Origin of the sequence: Bacillus sp. 005/A4HT-01/001, from assembly GCF_004634445.1 — a bacterium.
Classification (GTDB): Bacteria; Bacillota; Bacilli; order Bacillales; family Bacillaceae; genus Bacillus; species Bacillus altitudinis.
Map to the genome: position 1 here is coordinate 122074 of NZ_SEIZ01000005.1, position 16163 is coordinate 138236.

Annotated in this window: 17 protein-coding genes; 9 read left to right on the forward strand and 8 right to left on the reverse strand. The window is 42.1% G+C overall.

What is annotated here, in order from left to right:
* Positions 1-51: 51 nt before the first annotated feature.
* Positions 52-1131, reverse strand: a complete 1080-nt coding sequence (locus tag ES896_RS15300; RefSeq protein WP_039168562.1) for a DUF3900 domain-containing protein — start codon at positions 1129-1131, stop codon at positions 52-54.
* A 200-nt stretch (positions 1132-1331) separates the two neighbouring features.
* Positions 1332-1481, reverse strand: coding sequence for a DUF1540 domain-containing protein (locus tag ES896_RS15305; protein ID WP_008344201.1), 150 nt, complete (start codon positions 1479-1481; stop codon positions 1332-1334).
* Positions 1482-1835: 354 nt separating this feature from the next.
* On the opposite strand from ES896_RS15305, the gene rfbF reads away from it, so the two are divergent.
* Genes rfbF through ES896_RS15330 form a run of 5 tightly spaced genes read left to right on the forward strand, consistent with a single transcriptional unit; the run spans position 1836 to position 6617 of the window.
* Complete coding sequence (gene rfbF, locus ES896_RS15310; protein WP_019743935.1) at positions 1836-2600, forward strand: glucose-1-phosphate cytidylyltransferase; 765 nt, start codon at positions 1836-1838, stop codon at positions 2598-2600.
* Positions 2601-2604: 4 nt separating this feature from the next.
* The gene (locus ES896_RS15315) at positions 2605-3576 is read left to right on the forward strand and encodes a GDP-mannose 4,6-dehydratase (protein ID WP_057078351.1); all 972 of its coding nucleotides are present in this window, start codon (positions 2605-2607) and stop codon (positions 3574-3576) included.
* A gap of 12 nt (positions 3577-3588) precedes the next feature.
* Positions 3589-4500, forward strand: a complete 912-nt coding sequence (locus ES896_RS15320; RefSeq protein WP_057078350.1) for a putative nucleotide-diphospho-sugar transferase — start codon at positions 3589-3591, stop codon at positions 4498-4500.
* Complete coding sequence (locus tag ES896_RS15325) at positions 4497-5687, forward strand: glycosyltransferase family 2 protein (RefSeq protein ID WP_035391401.1); 1191 nt, start codon at positions 4497-4499, stop codon at positions 5685-5687. Before ES896_RS15320 ends, ES896_RS15325 begins: the two co-directional genes overlap by 4 nt.
* Positions 5688-6617 carry a putative nucleotide-diphospho-sugar transferase gene (locus ES896_RS15330; RefSeq protein ID WP_056408123.1) on the forward strand — a complete coding sequence of 310 codons (930 nt, stop codon included), beginning with the start codon at positions 5688-5690 and terminating at the stop codon, positions 6615-6617. It begins immediately after the preceding gene.
* 34 nt (positions 6618-6651) lie between these two features.
* Here the strand turns inward: ES896_RS15330 and ES896_RS15335 are convergent, their stop codons facing one another.
* Both ES896_RS15335 and pbp4 read right to left on the reverse strand, forming a co-directional pair.
* On the reverse strand, positions 6652-7890 hold the full coding sequence (locus ES896_RS15335) for an MFS transporter (RefSeq protein WP_135226986.1): 1239 nt from the start codon (positions 7888-7890) through the stop codon (positions 6652-6654).
* A 144-nt stretch (positions 7891-8034) separates the two neighbouring features.
* Positions 8035-10074 carry a penicillin-binding protein PBP4(5) gene (pbp4, locus tag ES896_RS15340; RefSeq protein ID WP_135226987.1) on the reverse strand — a complete coding sequence of 680 codons (2040 nt, stop codon included), beginning with the start codon at positions 10072-10074 and terminating at the stop codon, positions 8035-8037.
* A 232-nt stretch (positions 10075-10306) separates the two neighbouring features.
* Here pbp4 and ES896_RS15345 point away from each other — a divergent pair, with 232 nt between their 5' ends.
* A complete protein-coding gene (locus ES896_RS15345; RefSeq protein WP_135226988.1) occupies positions 10307-11737 on the forward strand; it encodes an SLC13 family permease in 1431 nt (476 codons plus the stop codon).
* Here ES896_RS15345 and ES896_RS15350 read toward each other — a convergent pair.
* Positions 11669-12073, reverse strand: coding sequence for a hypothetical protein (locus tag ES896_RS15350; protein ID WP_056705609.1), 405 nt, complete (start codon positions 12071-12073; stop codon positions 11669-11671). The two genes, ES896_RS15345 and ES896_RS15350, sit on opposite strands and share 69 nt — an antisense overlap.
* 91 nt (positions 12074-12164) lie before the next feature.
* On the opposite strand from ES896_RS15350, the gene ES896_RS15355 reads away from it, so the two are divergent.
* The gene (locus ES896_RS15355; protein WP_017360415.1) at positions 12165-12392 is read left to right on the forward strand and encodes a hypothetical protein; all 228 of its coding nucleotides are present in this window, start codon (positions 12165-12167) and stop codon (positions 12390-12392) included.
* Here the strand turns inward: ES896_RS15355 and ES896_RS15360 are convergent.
* Complete coding sequence (locus tag ES896_RS15360) at positions 12373-12852, reverse strand: Hsp20/alpha crystallin family protein (protein WP_008344182.1); 480 nt, start codon at positions 12850-12852, stop codon at positions 12373-12375. The genes ES896_RS15355 and ES896_RS15360 overlap by 20 nt on opposite strands.
* Before the next feature lie 65 nt (positions 12853-12917).
* Between ES896_RS15360 and ES896_RS15365 the strand changes: the two genes are divergently transcribed.
* Both ES896_RS15365 and ES896_RS15370 read left to right on the forward strand, forming a co-directional pair.
* Entirely contained in the window at positions 12918-13175 is a 258-nt protein-coding gene (locus ES896_RS15365; RefSeq protein WP_008344180.1) for a hypothetical protein, read from the forward strand.
* Positions 13176-13181: 6 nt separating this feature from the next.
* On the forward strand, positions 13182-13415 hold the full coding sequence (locus tag ES896_RS15370) for a hypothetical protein (protein ID WP_008344178.1): 234 nt from the start codon (positions 13182-13184) through the stop codon (positions 13413-13415).
* A gap of 36 nt (positions 13416-13451) precedes the next feature.
* On the opposite strand, the gene bcaP is transcribed toward ES896_RS15370, so the two are convergent.
* Positions 13452-14843 carry a branched-chain amino acid transporter BcaP gene (gene bcaP, locus ES896_RS15375; RefSeq protein ID WP_008344176.1) on the reverse strand — a complete coding sequence of 464 codons (1392 nt, stop codon included), beginning with the start codon at positions 14841-14843 and terminating at the stop codon, positions 13452-13454.
* A 178-nt stretch (positions 14844-15021) separates the two neighbouring features.
* Complete coding sequence (locus ES896_RS15380) at positions 15022-16095, reverse strand: tetratricopeptide repeat-containing glycosyltransferase family 2 protein (RefSeq protein WP_017366794.1); 1074 nt, start codon at positions 16093-16095, stop codon at positions 15022-15024.
* Positions 16096-16163 lie beyond the last annotated feature (68 nt).

Consider the following 16163-nt stretch of genomic DNA (forward strand, 5'->3'; position numbering starts at 1 on the left):
TATATAAAAAACTGCCTCATGCAGCTAATCGCAGGAGGCAGTCATATTCTCTTATTCTAAGTCTGAATCATAGGCTTTTTGCGTGAGTTGGCTGACGACCTCTTTCAAGCCATTGGGTTTATGGAATTCAACAGGTGTGCTTCCTTTTTCAAATACAATTTGATCTGCTTCAACGAGCACGACATATCGATTGTTGACCTTTGCAATATGAATCGAATGGCCGAAGTCGGCTAAAAGTCCTTTAATTTCTGTTTCGCCTAGACGCATCTTCATTGTGATATCAGGGGTTTGTTCAACAATATGTGAAGCCGCTAGTGTGACCTGTTCTGTATCGAGTGTTTCCCGAATCTCCCGTTTTTCACTTGCTTCCCATATTTCAAGGTCCTCTTCAAATTGTTTTAATTCTTCACTTTCATCCTGAAATGTTTCAAATACATGTTCCTGCACCATATTCATGACCTGTGATTTCATGATTTCAGGCATCGATTCCCCGTATTCGACGAATTTTAGAAAGTCTTCAAAATAACGAGCGTGTGAGGATTGATGAATTTTCACTTCAGCTTCCTCTGTCATACCTTCTTCTGGCATAAACGGGTATTGAATCGATTTCATGTTTTTTGTTGTAATTGCCATTTCTACTTTCTTGATCAAGGTAGATGTATCAGCAATAGAAGCGACCTTCTGTTCAAAGTCGCATTTCATGATAAAGACAAAAGAGTCATCGAAATATTTTTTAGGAACCGCAGATGCAACCAAAAACACGCCGCCTCTAACAGCACTTGTATCTAAATAGGTGCGAACAAACTGTTCACTGCATTCGTTAAATACTTCTTTTGTATCTGCAAATCGCGTCTGATGAAATAAATTGTAGTTTGGATTTGAATCGAGTTCATGCCCGGGTTCGACAATAAATCGGCCAATTTTAGTCGGTACTTGCTCAGACTTAGGGTGTCTGTCCACTTTTCGTTTGACGATTTTTTTAAGCTCACCGTCTAGAAAGTCTTTCAGCTCACTTTGTTCAAATTCTTCTTGGTTTAATGTTTGGTAATGTTTAAACCGTTTATTTGCTTGTTCCTCTTTGCCTTCTATTTCAACCACATAGAATGATAGAAATCGTATCGTAAAATCCACTGATTGGTCACCACTTTTTCTTCTTTGGATATGTCGAGTATAGAAAAAGGAGTGAAAATCGTCAACGAATGGAGAAATATCGTGTCATTATTTCCCGAGAAATGTTTCGTGAAAAACGCTTGATAATAATTATCATTCTTGATAGAATGATAAAAGAAAAGAAGGAACCTGCCAGTTCCTTCATCTCAGAAAATCATGTATTATTTTGTTTCAAATGTTTCGCAATCTGTTTCAGCATTGCGAGTCACGTCAGTCATTGTGCTTTTACCAATTTTAATTGTAGAGGCTGTACAGCTGTTGTCAGCCCAAAAACGGCAAGAGTTCACTTCACAAAGTACATTTTGTGCCATGGGAATTCACCTCCGTGATTCATGTTCAGAATGAAGCAAGCTGCCACTTGAGTTCATTCAATCTAGTAGTCTCTTTATTGAAAGAGGCTGTTTGTGCTGTATATGCACATGTTTATCATACCATCTACCCTGAAAATATACAATTTAAACTTTGAAAGAGCGAGAATGCAAATCTCGCTCTTTTTTGTTTGTAAAAATAGTTAAATGCTAGGTGGCACCCTCTCTTATTCCGACATATGAATAGAGTAGATTCAAAACCTGATGTCGGACAAAGTATAAGGGTACATGTACTGATTTTCCGCATGAAGATAGGGTTTTCAATCAAAAATTTTCATAGAGAGATGAGGGGAGAAGATGAAAGCAGTCATTCTCTGCGGAGGAAAGGGAACGAGAATGAGTGAGGTCACACAAGCGCTTCCTAAACCACTTGCTATGATCGGAGACCGGCCTATTCTATGGCATATTATGAAAATCTATCAGTATTACGGTGTAGACGAGTTTATCTTATTGCTTGGATATAAAGGAGAGAAAATCAAAGAGTATTTTCTCAACTACGACTGGCGGCATCACAGCATGCAGCTGGATATGTCGACAGGGGAAATGAAGCTTTTAGGGAATTCGGAGAATTGGAAAATCACCTTTTTAGATACGGGTGAGAATACGATGACAGGCGGGCGGTTAAAGCAGGTACAGGATTATATTGGTGATGAGACATTTATGATGACGTACGGTGACGGACTTGCCAATATCAATATGTTTCATTTGCTCAAGCGCCATCAAGAGCTTGGAGCAGCTGCCACTGTCACAGGAATTGAAAAGAAATCACAGTACGGCACGCTGAAGGTGTATAACGGGATGGCACAATCCTTCTCTGAGAAGACAGACAGTATCGGGATGATCAATGGAGGATTTTTTGTGTTGTCTCCAAAGGTTTTTGATTATTTAACAGATGATGATCAGTGCGTCTTTGAAGCAGAGCCTCTTCAGAACTTGGCGAATGATGGCGAGCTTGCAGTCTATGAGCACCACGGATTTTGGACAGCAATTGATACGTATAAAAACTTGAAAGAAATCAACGGCATGTGGACTGAAGGAAAACAACCATGGAAGGTTTGGTGACAGCATGAGCGGATTTTGGAATGGGAAAAACGTATTTGTGACCGGGTGTACGGGATTGTTAGGGAGTTACCTCGTCAAGGAATTGATAGATCAAGGAGCAAACGTAACAGGGCTTGTACGTGATCAGGTGCCAAGATCGAACTTATATCAAGGCGGTCAATTTGAAAAGATGAATGTCGTCCAAGGCGCACTTGAGGACATGCAAACGATAGAACGTGCGTTAGGAGAATATGAGATTGATACGGTCTTTCATTTGGCCGCCCAAGCGATTGTTGGGGTCGCAAATCGTCACCCGGTCTCTACATTTGAAGCCAATATTTTAGGAACATGGAATGTGCTGGAGGCATGCAGAAGGCAGCCGCTTATCAAACGAGTGATTGTGGCATCGAGTGATAAAGCATACGGGGATCAAGAGCAGCTTCCTTATGATGAAGACATGCCGCTTAACGGCAAGCATCCATATGATGTGTCAAAAAGCTGTGCAGATTTAATTTCTCACACGTACTACAACACATATGGTCTTCCGGTTTGTATTACGCGCTGCGGTAATTTATATGGAGGCGGGGATTTGAATTTTAACCGAATCATTCCGCAAACCATCCAGCTTGTGTTAGAGGGAAAGGCGCCAGAAATTAGAAGTGACGGAACCTTTATCCGTGATTATTTCTATATTGAAGATGCGGTCAAGGCTTATTTACTCCTAGCTGAAAAAATGGAGGAAAAAGGGCTTGCAGGAGAAGCATTTAACTTTAGTAATGAAATTCAGCTGACCGTGCTTGAGCTCGTTGATAAAATCTTAAAGGCGATGGGCAGTGAACTGAAGCCGTGTATTTTGAATCAAGGAACGCATGAGATTAAGCATCAATATTTATCAGCAGAAAAGGCGAGAAAGCTGCTTGATTGGAAGCCTGATTACTCCATTGATGAAGGGTTAGAAAAGACAATTGAATGGTATCGCGAATTCTTTCAAAAATAGAGGTGTATACAGATGAACAGCATATATTGTACGGTTCTATCAAGTGGAAGACTTTATCAAGCCATTGCGTTTTTCTTATCGTTGAAGCAAGTAGAAGATGATGCTGTCATCAAGACGTTATGTATGGATGATGCTGCATTTGATTTGCTTCATCAAATGAATTTCCCGCATGTCGATCTTGTTCATGTGCGTGAGCTTGAAACGCCGGAGCTTCTAGAGATCAAAAAGGAACGAAATGATTCGGAATATTGCTGGACATTAAAACCGATTTGGATTGAGTGGCTATTTAAGCAGGGCCAGGCGGAGGAAGTGACGTATCTTGATGCGGATTTGTTCTTTTATGAGCGTCCACAAGTGATTTTTCAAAATCAGCCTGATGCGTCTGTGCTGCTATCAAGAGGGGATATTGTCATTCCAAGCTTTGATCCAGAGGAAGTGAAGATGCTTCAGAAGCTTTTAGGGCGTTATAACTCAGGCTTCCTGCATTTTAAAGGAGATGAAGCCGGCCGAAAGTGCCTGAGCTGGTGGAAAGAAGAATGTCTAAAGGAATGCAAAAATGCGCCTGGAGAGGGGAAATTTGGCGATCAAGGGTATTTGGATCATATGCCGATGCTGTTTGAAAAAGTAGAAGATATTCAAACAAAGGGTGTGAATATTGGTCACTGGAATTATGGCCAGCATTCTTATCAGGAAGAGAATGGACGTATTTTGCTTGAGGATGGAAGCCCACTCATTTGCTATCATTTCAGTGGTTTTCGGATCTTAAGCAAAGATGATATGCAGCAAATCCATGAAAAAGGAAGAGATGACTTGCCATTTTTCCAAGAAGCCTATCGGGAAGTGCTGCGTCATGTGATTGAATCGGTAGAACAAGTCAATCCGATGTTTAACGGCTATGCCAAACTGGAGGAGGATGGCGCATGAATGAAAAGCCGAAGGTCAGCGTCATTATTCCGAGTTATAATGCGAAAGAGCGTTTAGAAGGGAGCCTCTTTTCCTTAACGCTTCAGGAAACCGATATTCCATTTGAGGTCATTGTCGCTGATAATGGGTCAACGGACGGCACGATGGAAATGCTCGAAAACATTGAGGTGAACTTTCCATTCAAAAAGGTGCGTATTCCTGTCAATCAAGGAATTGCCAAGGGGCGCAATCATGCCATTCGTGAGGCAGAGGGAGACCTCTTAATATTCCATGACAGCGATATGCTGGCAGAGCCCCAATTTATTCAAAAGCACGCAGAGGCACATGCTGATCATGAGGACCGTGTCATTTGCGGTGTATGCTGGAAGCGAATCTACCGTTATTTTTACACCGGTTTTGATAAAGATCATGTGAAGCGATTAAAAAAACAAGGGCTGTATCAGCGGAAAATGAAAGACAAAACGTCTCTTGTGTCGATGGAGGAAATAAAAAACGGCGCATTTCTAGAGAGAAGCTTCGACTTGCAGTCCGAATTTATTGATATTCTGAAAGACATTTTAAACACGTACGACTATGATTTAAGTTCTTATCAATTGCCGTGGCGATTTTTTATCACAAATAACTCTTCCGTCAAGCGAAAGCATGTTATGGAACTAGGGATGTTTGATGAAAAAATCGTTCGATACGGGTTTGAGGATTATGATTTAGGCATTCGTCTGCATCAGCTTGGCCTCTCATTTGAGCTGCGTGAGGATATTTTAAGTGTGCATCAGGAACATCCAAGTAATTTAACGTCATTCGATGACATCAAATATAACATTTTGTATATGTGCGAGAAGTACAACAATATTGATTCGATTGATGTTCATCTGGCTTTCTCTGGACCATTTTCTCATACCGTGACAAATGATATCGTGAAAGACATTCGCCAGCTGCGTAAGAATGAAGCATATGATGATCTGCTCGCTTATTTTTTGGAGCTGCTTCATATGATCACAGAGCGGAATGTGGGCATTAAACGTGATCAAAAGGACGTGCTGACGGCAAAGCATTTCCCTTTGAAAAAGCTGTCAGAGGCGGCCCAACTTGCCAAGCAGGAACATGGATGCACGGTGCTGGCAGAGGCCATCCAAGGGCTCACAAAAGAGCTGCTGCATGTTGACTTGTTCCAAGTGGATGTGTTGTAGATGGCATCCTATCATTTCACAACCATTGTGTCGAATACCCATGTATTTAAGCTACTGGCGCTGATTCATTCACTTGAGCAGACGGCTCAATCATACAAACTTTCTGTCTTATGTGCTGATCCTTTGGCTTACAAGGTGTTAAATCAGTTTCCTCATCCACATGTCCAATATGAACAGCTTGAAGATGTGGAAGATGATTCGCTGCGAAAAGCAAAGGCGGATCGTACGTTCCACGAGTATTGCTGGACGCTTAAGCCTGCGTTTCTACTCAAAATTCTTGAGTCCTCTGATGCAGATTATCTTGCTCATTTGGATACAGATTTGTATTTTTATCATGATCCAGAGGCGATATTTGCAGAAAATCCACTCGCTCATGTATTTTTGACAGATCATATGAATTCCAAGCGATTCTATCACTTTTATGAATTATCTGGCCGTTTTAATACTGGGTTTGTAGGCTGTCGAAACACAGATGTGGCCAAACGGGCTGTGACGCAGTGGAAAGAGAACTGCATTGCGCACTGTACAGTAGAAATGGATACGGAAAAAAAGACATATGGTGATCAGCGGTATGTTGAAAGATGGGTCGATGATTTTGAGGGTGTCCATGTGGTGGCATCTAAAGGTGCCAATGCAGCGATTTGGAATATTGAAAACTATAAGCTCTCCGTTGTGAAAGGAGATATGTATCTCGACGAATGTCCACTGCTGTTCTATCATTTTTCTGCCTTTACGATCATTGATGAAAATACCTTTAATCTGAATTGGTATTACTATATGACAGAACACACTCTTGTGGATCATTTGTATATTCCGTATGCTGATTTGATTCATCTGAAAATTAAACAGGTGCAAAAGGTCTTTCCAGACTTTCAGCAGGGGTTTATTGCAAAGAAGCATGTTCCTGATACGCATTTTTATGAGATATGAAAAAACCGCTCATTTATTGAGCGGTTTTTACCTTTTATGATTCATTCCATTTCGCTATGGTCTGATCGCTTGGCAGTAAGAAGGCTAGGATGCCTAATATCGGTAAAAAGGCGACACCAATCATGGTAGGTGTTAAACCGACTGCATCAATTAATGAGCCGAGGGCAACGGATCCAATCGCTCCCATACCAAACGCAAGCCCAACAGTTAAACCAGACATTGTACCAATTTTCCCGGGAAATAGTTCTTGGGCATAGACCACGGTGACAGAGAAGCTTGAGGTCAGAATGATCCCAATGAGTCCAAGTAAAACATAAGCAAAAACTGGTCCGGCAAATGGGAGAAGCAGGGCAAGCGGAAAGGATGCTAATAAGGAAATTAAAATGACGGTTTTCTTGCCGAAGCGGTCTGCAAGCGGCCCGCCTAAAAACGTCCCAATCGCACCCAATATAAGAAATAAGAAAATATAAGTTTGTGATTCTTTAATCGTCAAACCATATTGCTCAATCGCATAAAACGCATAGAAATTCGAGATCGCATTTCCATACCAAGAACGTGCGAAAATAAGAAAGACGATAATGCCAAGTGCTGTGAGCGCTGATTTGCGGTGAAGTTCAGATCTTGCTGCTTTTGCAGGCGCTTTTTTCGCTTGTGCTCGAATGGTTTGAAGTCTTCCTGAGTACCATCTTGAAATATAAAGAAGGAAACCGACAGCAATCATTCCAACAATCGTAAACCAAGCCACACCTGGCTGACCGAGAGGGACGAGCATGAATGCAGCGATTAGCGGAGCAAAGGCTTGGCCTGTATTTCCACCGACTTGATAGATGGATTGAGCAAGACCCCGTCTAGGACCAGCTGCCATGTTAGCAACCCGTGAGCCCTCTGGATGGAAAATCGCAGAGCCAAGTCCAATAAAGACGACGCACAGTAGGATGGTCGCAAATGATGGTGCAAACGCAAGGCCGAGAATGCCGACAGCACTTGAAAATAATGCGATAGGCAGTGCATAGGGCATCGGCCGTTTATCTGTGTACCACCCGATCGCAGGCTGCATGACAGAGGAGACCATATTTAATGTAAAGGCGATTAGCCCTAATTGAGTAAAGGTCAGCCCCATTGAGCGTTCTAAAATAGGGAACATGGCAGGAATCACGGCTTGCAATGTGTCGTTGAGCATATGGCAAATACCAATAATCAATAAAATAGGATAAACCGTTGAACCGGTGACCGCTTTTTGAGGTTTATCCTTTGTTTGAGCAGCAATAGCCAATGAGACTTCCTCCTTTCATTCAACTTGTTTCTTTTTTCATTCTCCTCATTTTATTCATAAGGTGAACTATAAAACAATAGCAAATTGTCATGATTTAGAAAAAAAGAGACACATGCGCTTGATGGAGCGTGTGTCTCTAAAGGTTTATTTATAGAAAGAAGCGATGACAGGCTTCATTTTTTGAATGACAAGTCCACTGCCTCCACGGTTTTTCACACTTTCAATCATGCCGACGAGGACGTAATCTTCTTTTTTAGGATTAAACGCAAGTAAAAATCCATTTTCAGTACCGTCTGTCGCACCTTGTTTGCTCTTTAGTTCCGCTGTTCCCGTTTTAGCGGCTATATCAGCCCCTTTTATTTGCAACGAGTGAGCGGTTCCGTTTGAATTGGTGACGACTTGAGTGAGTGCGTCCTTCACCGTATTTGCTGTATCTTCTTTGATGATCTGTTTTGGTGATGCGGTTTTTTCATCCTGAATGACTCGAGGGTACACAAGCTTTCCTCCTGTTGCAAATGGTGAATAGGCATGTACTTGTTCAATTGGTGACATGAGTAATTCTCCTTGGCCATATGCTGAGTCGGCAAGTAAGATGTCTGATTTGATTCCGTCGTTAGACACTTGTGCCGGTTTCATTGTAAACGGCATGTTTAAATCATCACCAAATCCAAATGTTTTCACTTTTTTCTCGTAAGTATCTTTGCCGATTTCAAGGGCTTCCTGTCCAAAATAAATATTATCTGAGTACACGAGGGCATCGACCATATTGACTTGTTCTTTGTCATGTACCCGTGTAATGCGATAATTTCCCCAAGATTGATCCTTCTGCCATTTCAGTCCATGAATGGTGCGTACTTTATTAGGTTTTGTGACACCTGTTTCCAGTCCAATCGCTGCTGTAATGGTTTTGAATGTGGATCCTGGTGCATATCTGCTCGCATACCGAGCTTGGAATGGGAGATCAGGATTTTCACTGTATGCTTGATATTGTTTAGGCGTGATCCCGTTGGTCATTAAATTGACATCGTAAGAAGGGGTGCTAACAAGCGCTAATAAATCACCTGATGATGGGTTCATAATGGTGACAGCCCCTTTTTCACCTTTCAGCTGTTGATAGGCTTTTTTCTGTAAAGATGCATCAATGGTCAGCTTGACTGTTTTTCCGTCTTTTCGGTCTGTTTTTTGTAATGTTTCTTCAATACCTGTTTCATCATGGATAATGAGGATGCTTCCGCCATCTTGTCCTCTTAAGTTCTTATCAAATGTGAATTCAAGGCCGGTTTTGCCGATGATTTGATCCGCCTTTAAAGCTGGATTTCTTTTGATATCATCCGCATTTGCTTTTCCCACATAGCCTGTCAGATGGGCAGCGGCTTCGTTATATGGATAGTAGCGCATTTCCTTCGTTTGATAGGTGACGCCATTTATGTCTTTTGGAATCGGCTTTTGCTCTAACATAGACTTTAGCGGGACAAATGTGTCATCTGTGACCCATGCTTGTTTCAGGTGATTTTGAATCAGCTCTTCATCTATATCAAAAGCGTTGCTGATTTTTTTGATGTTGCTTTCTTTTTCCGTACCTGTCCCGAGCTTTCCAGGGATGATGCCAAGTGCGTGTCCACCAGTTGTTTCGGCTAACGTGCGCCCTTTTCGATCTACAATATTTCCGCGTACCGCAGGATCCGTTGTCACTTTGATGGTGTCACCCGTTTCCATTTGCGGGAAGATGAGATTTGGTTTCCAGTCTACTTTCCACTCGTTATCCTCTTCGGAGAGAACGCCCTTGTAAGAGAGTTTGTTCAGCTTTCCAAGTGACGTTTTCATCGTGACTTCATAGGTGAATTGATACCCATTTCCTTTGTCCTGTTTTTCTACGTTGACGTTTGAGACGTTTAGATCACTTGCACCAATGCCGCTAAAGATCTTATCGTATTTTTCGGCAAGTTGTTTTTTAGAAAAGTCACTGGCTTTCAGAGAGCCACTTGTGACCTCATCTGCCAGTTTCGTGAATTCTTTTTTCTCCAGATGTTTCGTAAAGGATTCAGCGGCTTTCAGCGCCTCTTTTTCTTTTGAGAAAAGCGAATCTTTTAAGAAAAAGAGAGCAGCAGCAATCACGATGATGCTAAGAAGGGGAATGATGACTTTTTTCTGTTTCCAAAATGATTTTCGTTGATCTGTATACAATGAAAACACCTCAATTTTTGATTAGATCCTCTATAGTTTACAGTTACTGTGTAGGATTTGTATAGTTTCTCCTATGAAAATAGACTAAGACATGAAGTGGAAATATGAAGCAAGACACAGTTGCTGCTGAAGAATCTCTTCATTTTTTCTTATGATTTAAAGGATTTTTTATGTGATCATCGAATGTGAAAAATTAGAAAAATTTTAAAAGCGTTTTCATGAAGGGGGAATTGTGATCGTTTATAAAAAAGTGAATCTAACTGGATTTGTTCTTGGACCGATCTTCTTTTTGCTTATTTTTTTGCTCATTCCAGAAAGTGAATTGACCTATGCACCAAGAGTGGTACTGGGCGTTACTGCTTGGACTGCGACATGGTGGGTCACAGAAGCTTTGCCTATACCGGCTACCTCTTTATTGCCCATCATCCTTTTGCCAACACTTGGCGGGCTATCGATGGAGCAAACATCAAGAGCTTATGGAGACCCGATTGTTTTTATGTACATGGGCGGATTTATGATTGCCATTGCTATTGAAAAATGGAATTTACATAGAAGAATGGCCTTACATATTTTAAACATCATTGGCACAAGAAGTGACCGCATTGTATTAGGGGTTATGATGGCAACGGCTTTTCTATCTATGTGGATTTCAAATGCAGCCACAGCACTGATGATGCTGCCGGTGGCACTGGCTGTGATTAAAGAGGTGAAGGCGAACGATATTTTGTCTGGTGCATCTCTTGACCGATTCAGTAAAAGCATCCTATTATCAGTCGCTTATTCAGCCTCTATTGGCGGACTGGCGACACTCGTTGGGTCTGTGCCAAATGCTGTTTTTGCAGCGATGTCAAAAAAGTTGTTAGATCGAGAAATTATGTTTTTTGAATGGTTTTTGTTTGGTTTTCCGGTGGCGGCTGTTCTGCTTATTCTCTTATTTCTGTATTTGACCAAGATACAGTTCAAGGTAGAGCACACAGGTGAAATGGGAGCGGCGTTTATACGGAAGGGTTTAGAGGATTTAGGCAAAATGAAACAAGAAGAAAAATGGGTTTTTGCTATTTTTCTTATGACGGCTTTTTTATGGATTTTTAAAATCTTTTTGTTTGGCGGGCTTCCTGTCTCGGATACGTCGATCGCAATCTTTGGGGCGATGCTGTTATTTCTCATTCCAGCGACAAATGGAGAGAGAATACTAGAATGGCAGGATATGAAGCAGTTGCCGTGGGGGCTTTTGCTTTTGTTTGGAGGCGGGCTTTCGCTCGCTACAGGATTTGCGGAAACGAATCTAACAGGATGGATCGGGGAAAATTTACAGCATTTAAATGGGCTGTCGTATCTCATGCTGCTGATTATTTTAACGGCTTCTATTTTATTTATGACCGAAATTATGTCCAATACAGCAGTTGCGAACATGATCATTCCGATTACAGTAGGGCTTGGACTTGCAATTGGCATGGAGCCGTACGGCTTAATGGCTGCGGCTGCGTTAGCTTCCTCATGTGCGTTTATGTTGCCAATTTCCACACCGCCAAATGCGGCTGTCTTTAGTGCGGACGTGCTGAAAATATCTGATATGGTCAAGGCTGGCTTTTGGCTAAATGTGATCAGTATTGTAGCGATTGTGCTTGCGGTTTATTTCTGGCTTCCGGTCGTGCTGAGATGAAGACTTTGATCGAATGGAGACTTTTGGTGTTTTTGTTTCTTTTGGCTTCGGTACTGAAGCTGCCTTTTTGAGGTGCGGGTCCTTTGGCGTGTAATAGGTGGCTCCAATGTTGAGTCTGCCTTTAAGCTGATCAATGGAAAGCTCACCAAACTCTAAATGGTAGTCAATTTTGTCCACATGCAGTGATTCAATGTGAATGTGCGTATCCTCCGAGACAGGCGGAGCAGGTGCAGACATTTTCTGCTCAAGAGCGGTGAGTCTTTTTTCCAGCTCGACGACAGATGGGGATGGACTTGCTTCGGTTTTTTTAAAGAGTGATTGAATGAAATGTTTCAAGTGGACCACAACCTTTTCTTTCGCCTTGCTCTAGTCTATGGAAAAGCTACCAAGTATATACTTATAGAGATACATGAAGGGGGAGAAGGGCATGCTGCCTACACGCATTCAGATTACCCATATGAAGACGAATACGATTGGTACAGGGTCCTCGATGACATTCGGTTCGACGATCGTACGAAATCACTGCTCGACGATCAAAAGAAACAATGGTTTTGGTGAACAAAATGCCGATGGCGTGATCACGATCTTGCCAATTGAAACGATTGATGATCGTGATCTAATAGACGCAGTCAGTATTAATATTCGTCATCTATGATAATCGCAGTTGCTTTTCCTTCATCCTTTTGCAGGCGAATGTATAGCACGCCGTCTTTAAAGGCCGCATTCATTTGACCAAGAATCATATCTGGGAGCCGAATTTTTCTTTCAAACGGACCATACTTTCCTTGTTTTTGGCGAAAATCCTGTTCGTTAAAAAAGGAAAAACGTTGTCCTTTTACAACCAAGTATTCACCATATGACAGCACCTGAACATCTTCCTTCCGGTAGCCAGGCAGATAAATTAAGTACTGAAATTCAGTAGGGGTTTCCACAATGTCGACTGGTGGAAACGATGCATCTGTTCCTCGCTGATCTTGCTGCGAGAATGTAAAGGGAGACGGACCATTTGCCATAAAGGGAGATCTTTGCTCATCATCGAATATCATTTTCCAAAAATCATCTCCATGCATTTGCTGGGCAATGTCCATCCACTGCTTCATTTTTTCGAAGTCCATGTGAAGACCTCCTGTTAACATACTTGATGGGTGCTCGCATATACCTATAAAAAGGAGGTTTATCTGTGGTTCAACCAACTCCGTATATCAATATTAATATTTTCATGTTAAAAATTAATTCCTTTGAAAATGCGTCGGCGGTGAATGTCGGACAAAATTTGTTAGCAGAGTGGCAAAACTCAGATAAAAAAAATCAGGGGTACGGACAGAATTTTGGAGATGCCAGCGGTTTTGTCGGAACAAAGAGCCATGTAGATGATCGAGATCAAGTGGACTCACCTGCCTCTTTTTCGCCAGCAGCTAAACCTATTCCAAGGAAGTGATGTGTGATGTTATTCTCACCCTCAGTCGTCAATGTCGGTGCTTTTAAAATCAATGCAATGGATAGGGGGGCATCACTGACGCTAGGGCCTTATCAGCAGATCGATTATTTTCTCTCGATGAAATTGAACCAAGGTTTTGGTGAGGACAATGGAGATTGTTCACCGCTTGTCATTCCGATTTCAAGCGTACTCGATCCAGATATGGTGGACTCGAATTCAGTGAAAAACAGTGTGATTTAAACAAAAAAAGAGACCGGGATTCCCCGTGTCTCTTTTCTATTGTGTTTGATTCAGATGGCTTTTGCGTCTTGCGTAGGTAAAATACACAACGACACCAATGGCTACCCAGATGAGGAAGGCTCGCCATGTCTCCCATTTCAGTGTGGCAGCCAAGATCATACAAATGACCGCACTAATGATGGGAAGAACAGGAACAAAGGGTACTTTAAACGCTGTTTTCATATTCGGATGTTTTTTCCGGAGTATGATCACAGCGATCGAGATCACCGTAAAGGCCGCAAGTGTACCGATGCTGACTAAATTAGCAAGTGTTGATAAGTTGACGAAACCAACGATACATGCCGCAACAGCGCCTGTCAGCCAAGTGTTGGCAACCGGTGTCTTCGATTTTGGATGAACGTTTGAAAAGATTTTTGGCATGAGTCCATCTCGGCTCATGGCAAAGGTTAAACGAACCTGAGCGTAGACAAGTGCAATTAACACGGTCGTAATCCCAATAATAGCACCTGCCGATATAATACCAGCGACACTATTCAGTCCAACCACTTGTAAAGCAAAAGCGACAGGGTCACTGACATTCAGTTTCGTATAGTGAACCATGCCGGTTAAGACAAAGGACACCCCGATGTATAAAATTGTACAAACACCGAGCGCGCCAATAATTCCGATTGGCATCGCTTTTTGCGGGTTTTTGACTTCTTCTGATGCATTAGCGATTGCATCAAATCCAAGGTAAGCAAAAAAGACAGTTGCCGCTCCTGCAATCACGCCATGGAAGCCCATTGGCATAAAAGGTGTCCAATTTTCAGGTTTAACGTAAGCAAAGCCTGAAATGATAAAGAGGAGGACAATGGCAATTTTGATGAGCACAATGATGTTATTCAGCTTCGTGCTCTCTTTTACGCCTCTTGAGACAATAAAGGTAATGAGTAAAATAATGAGTGCGCCTGGCAGGTTAAAGATGGCCCCATCAGCGGCTCCGGGTGCAGCCGATAAAGCCTTCGGTATGTGCAGACCAAATCCACTGAGCAGTGATTGAAAATAGGATGACCATCCGCTTGCCACAGCAGAGAGCGCAACAACATATTCAAGCATTAAATCCCAGCCCATTAAAAAGGCGAGGAATTCTCCAAGTGTTGCGTAAGAATACGTATAGACACTTCCTGACACTGGAATGGACGAGGAAAATTCAGCGTAGCAAAAAGCAGCAAGGGCGCATGCGATCGCAGCCAAAATAAAAGATATAATAATCGCAGGTCCCGCATCTTTCGCAGCCGCAACCCCCGTTATCACAAAAATTCCAGTCCCGACCACACAGCCAATGCCAAGCAAGATTAAATCAAATGTATTCAAAGAACGGCTCAGCCGCTTCGTTTGACTTTCAAGCATGAGCTGATCGAGAGACTTTTTTCTAAATAAAGAACTCATGTTGACCTCCTAATGGATAAATCTTTTCGTAAGACGAATGTTAGTATATGCGTAAATGACAATTTAGTCAATTGGTTGAAAAACGCTTTAAATCACTAAAGTGTTAAATGTCACAAAAGTCTAATGTGTATCAAAAGACATCCGCCGTCATTGACAGGCGGATGTGATAACAGGAGATTTACGTTTCTTCAGCAAATATTTTTTCATTGTACAGCACACTCGGATGTGTTGGGTAATGGGCTGAGGATGCAAGATGATGGGTTTTGGCTTGAGCCAAATCACCGAGCTGATAATAACAATAGCAAAGCTGAAGGTGAGGATACCATGTTTTATATTGTGTCAGTGTAAAGGCTGTTTCGATTTCAGGTGCCTTCAGTGCCTGCTCATACCAATAGATCGCTGCTTTGTGTTTATTTTGTGCTTTGAAATGATCCCCAATCCGGCAGCAAAATTCTGGACGGGGCTGATCATATAAGAAGGATCGCAGTAAGGAGGATAAGGCGGCTTCTTCAAAACCGACTGCATAATAGCAGTCAGCTAAATTTTGGCATGTGCGAATTTCATCCTCAATCCAGCATTGTTTTGTGGCTAAAAATTTGTGATAAAAGCGAATCGCCTTCACATGCTGCTTGTTATCTCGTAATTCATTGGCGAAGTAAAAGAGATCACGAGGTGTCATCTCTTCGCCTTTTGCAAGCATGTTTTCATAAATGCGCAGATTGCGTCCAGGCTCTCCAGCGGTTGTTTTTTTACGCTTTTGATGGGTGACGGCGATATCAGCGGGAAAAATGTTGCCATACACTTGAAGGAATTCATGAACGGCCCCATACCACTGAAAGTTCAAGGCACGCTTGACGAGCCGATTTCTTCTATATTTAAAATTCACCTGACCGTCCTCGCTAAATCCAACGTGGTAAAACATCGAGACGGCATCTACTGCGGGATCTAGCGTCTGTTTGAGCTGAAGCAGTTTTTGCCGGTCCTCCTCAAGTAGGACATCGTCGGCATCCAGCCATAAGATATACTCTTTTGTCGCATGGGAAAAAGCGAAATTGCGTGCTTTTGCAAAATGCTGGACCCATTCAAAGTCGAGCACCTTTGCTGAAAAGGAGTGAGCAATGTCCTTTGTTTGATCCGTTGATCCTGTATCAACAATGATCATCTCATCTACAATGTCTTGAACAGAAGATAGGCAGTCAGCCAAAACCTCCTCTTCATTTTTCACAATCATACATAAACTAATGGTTATCATCTTTAGATCACCTCTTCATAGTGTATCGAGCATCAAAAGGAAACATTCTTTTCAGCAGCGGGTTTTTT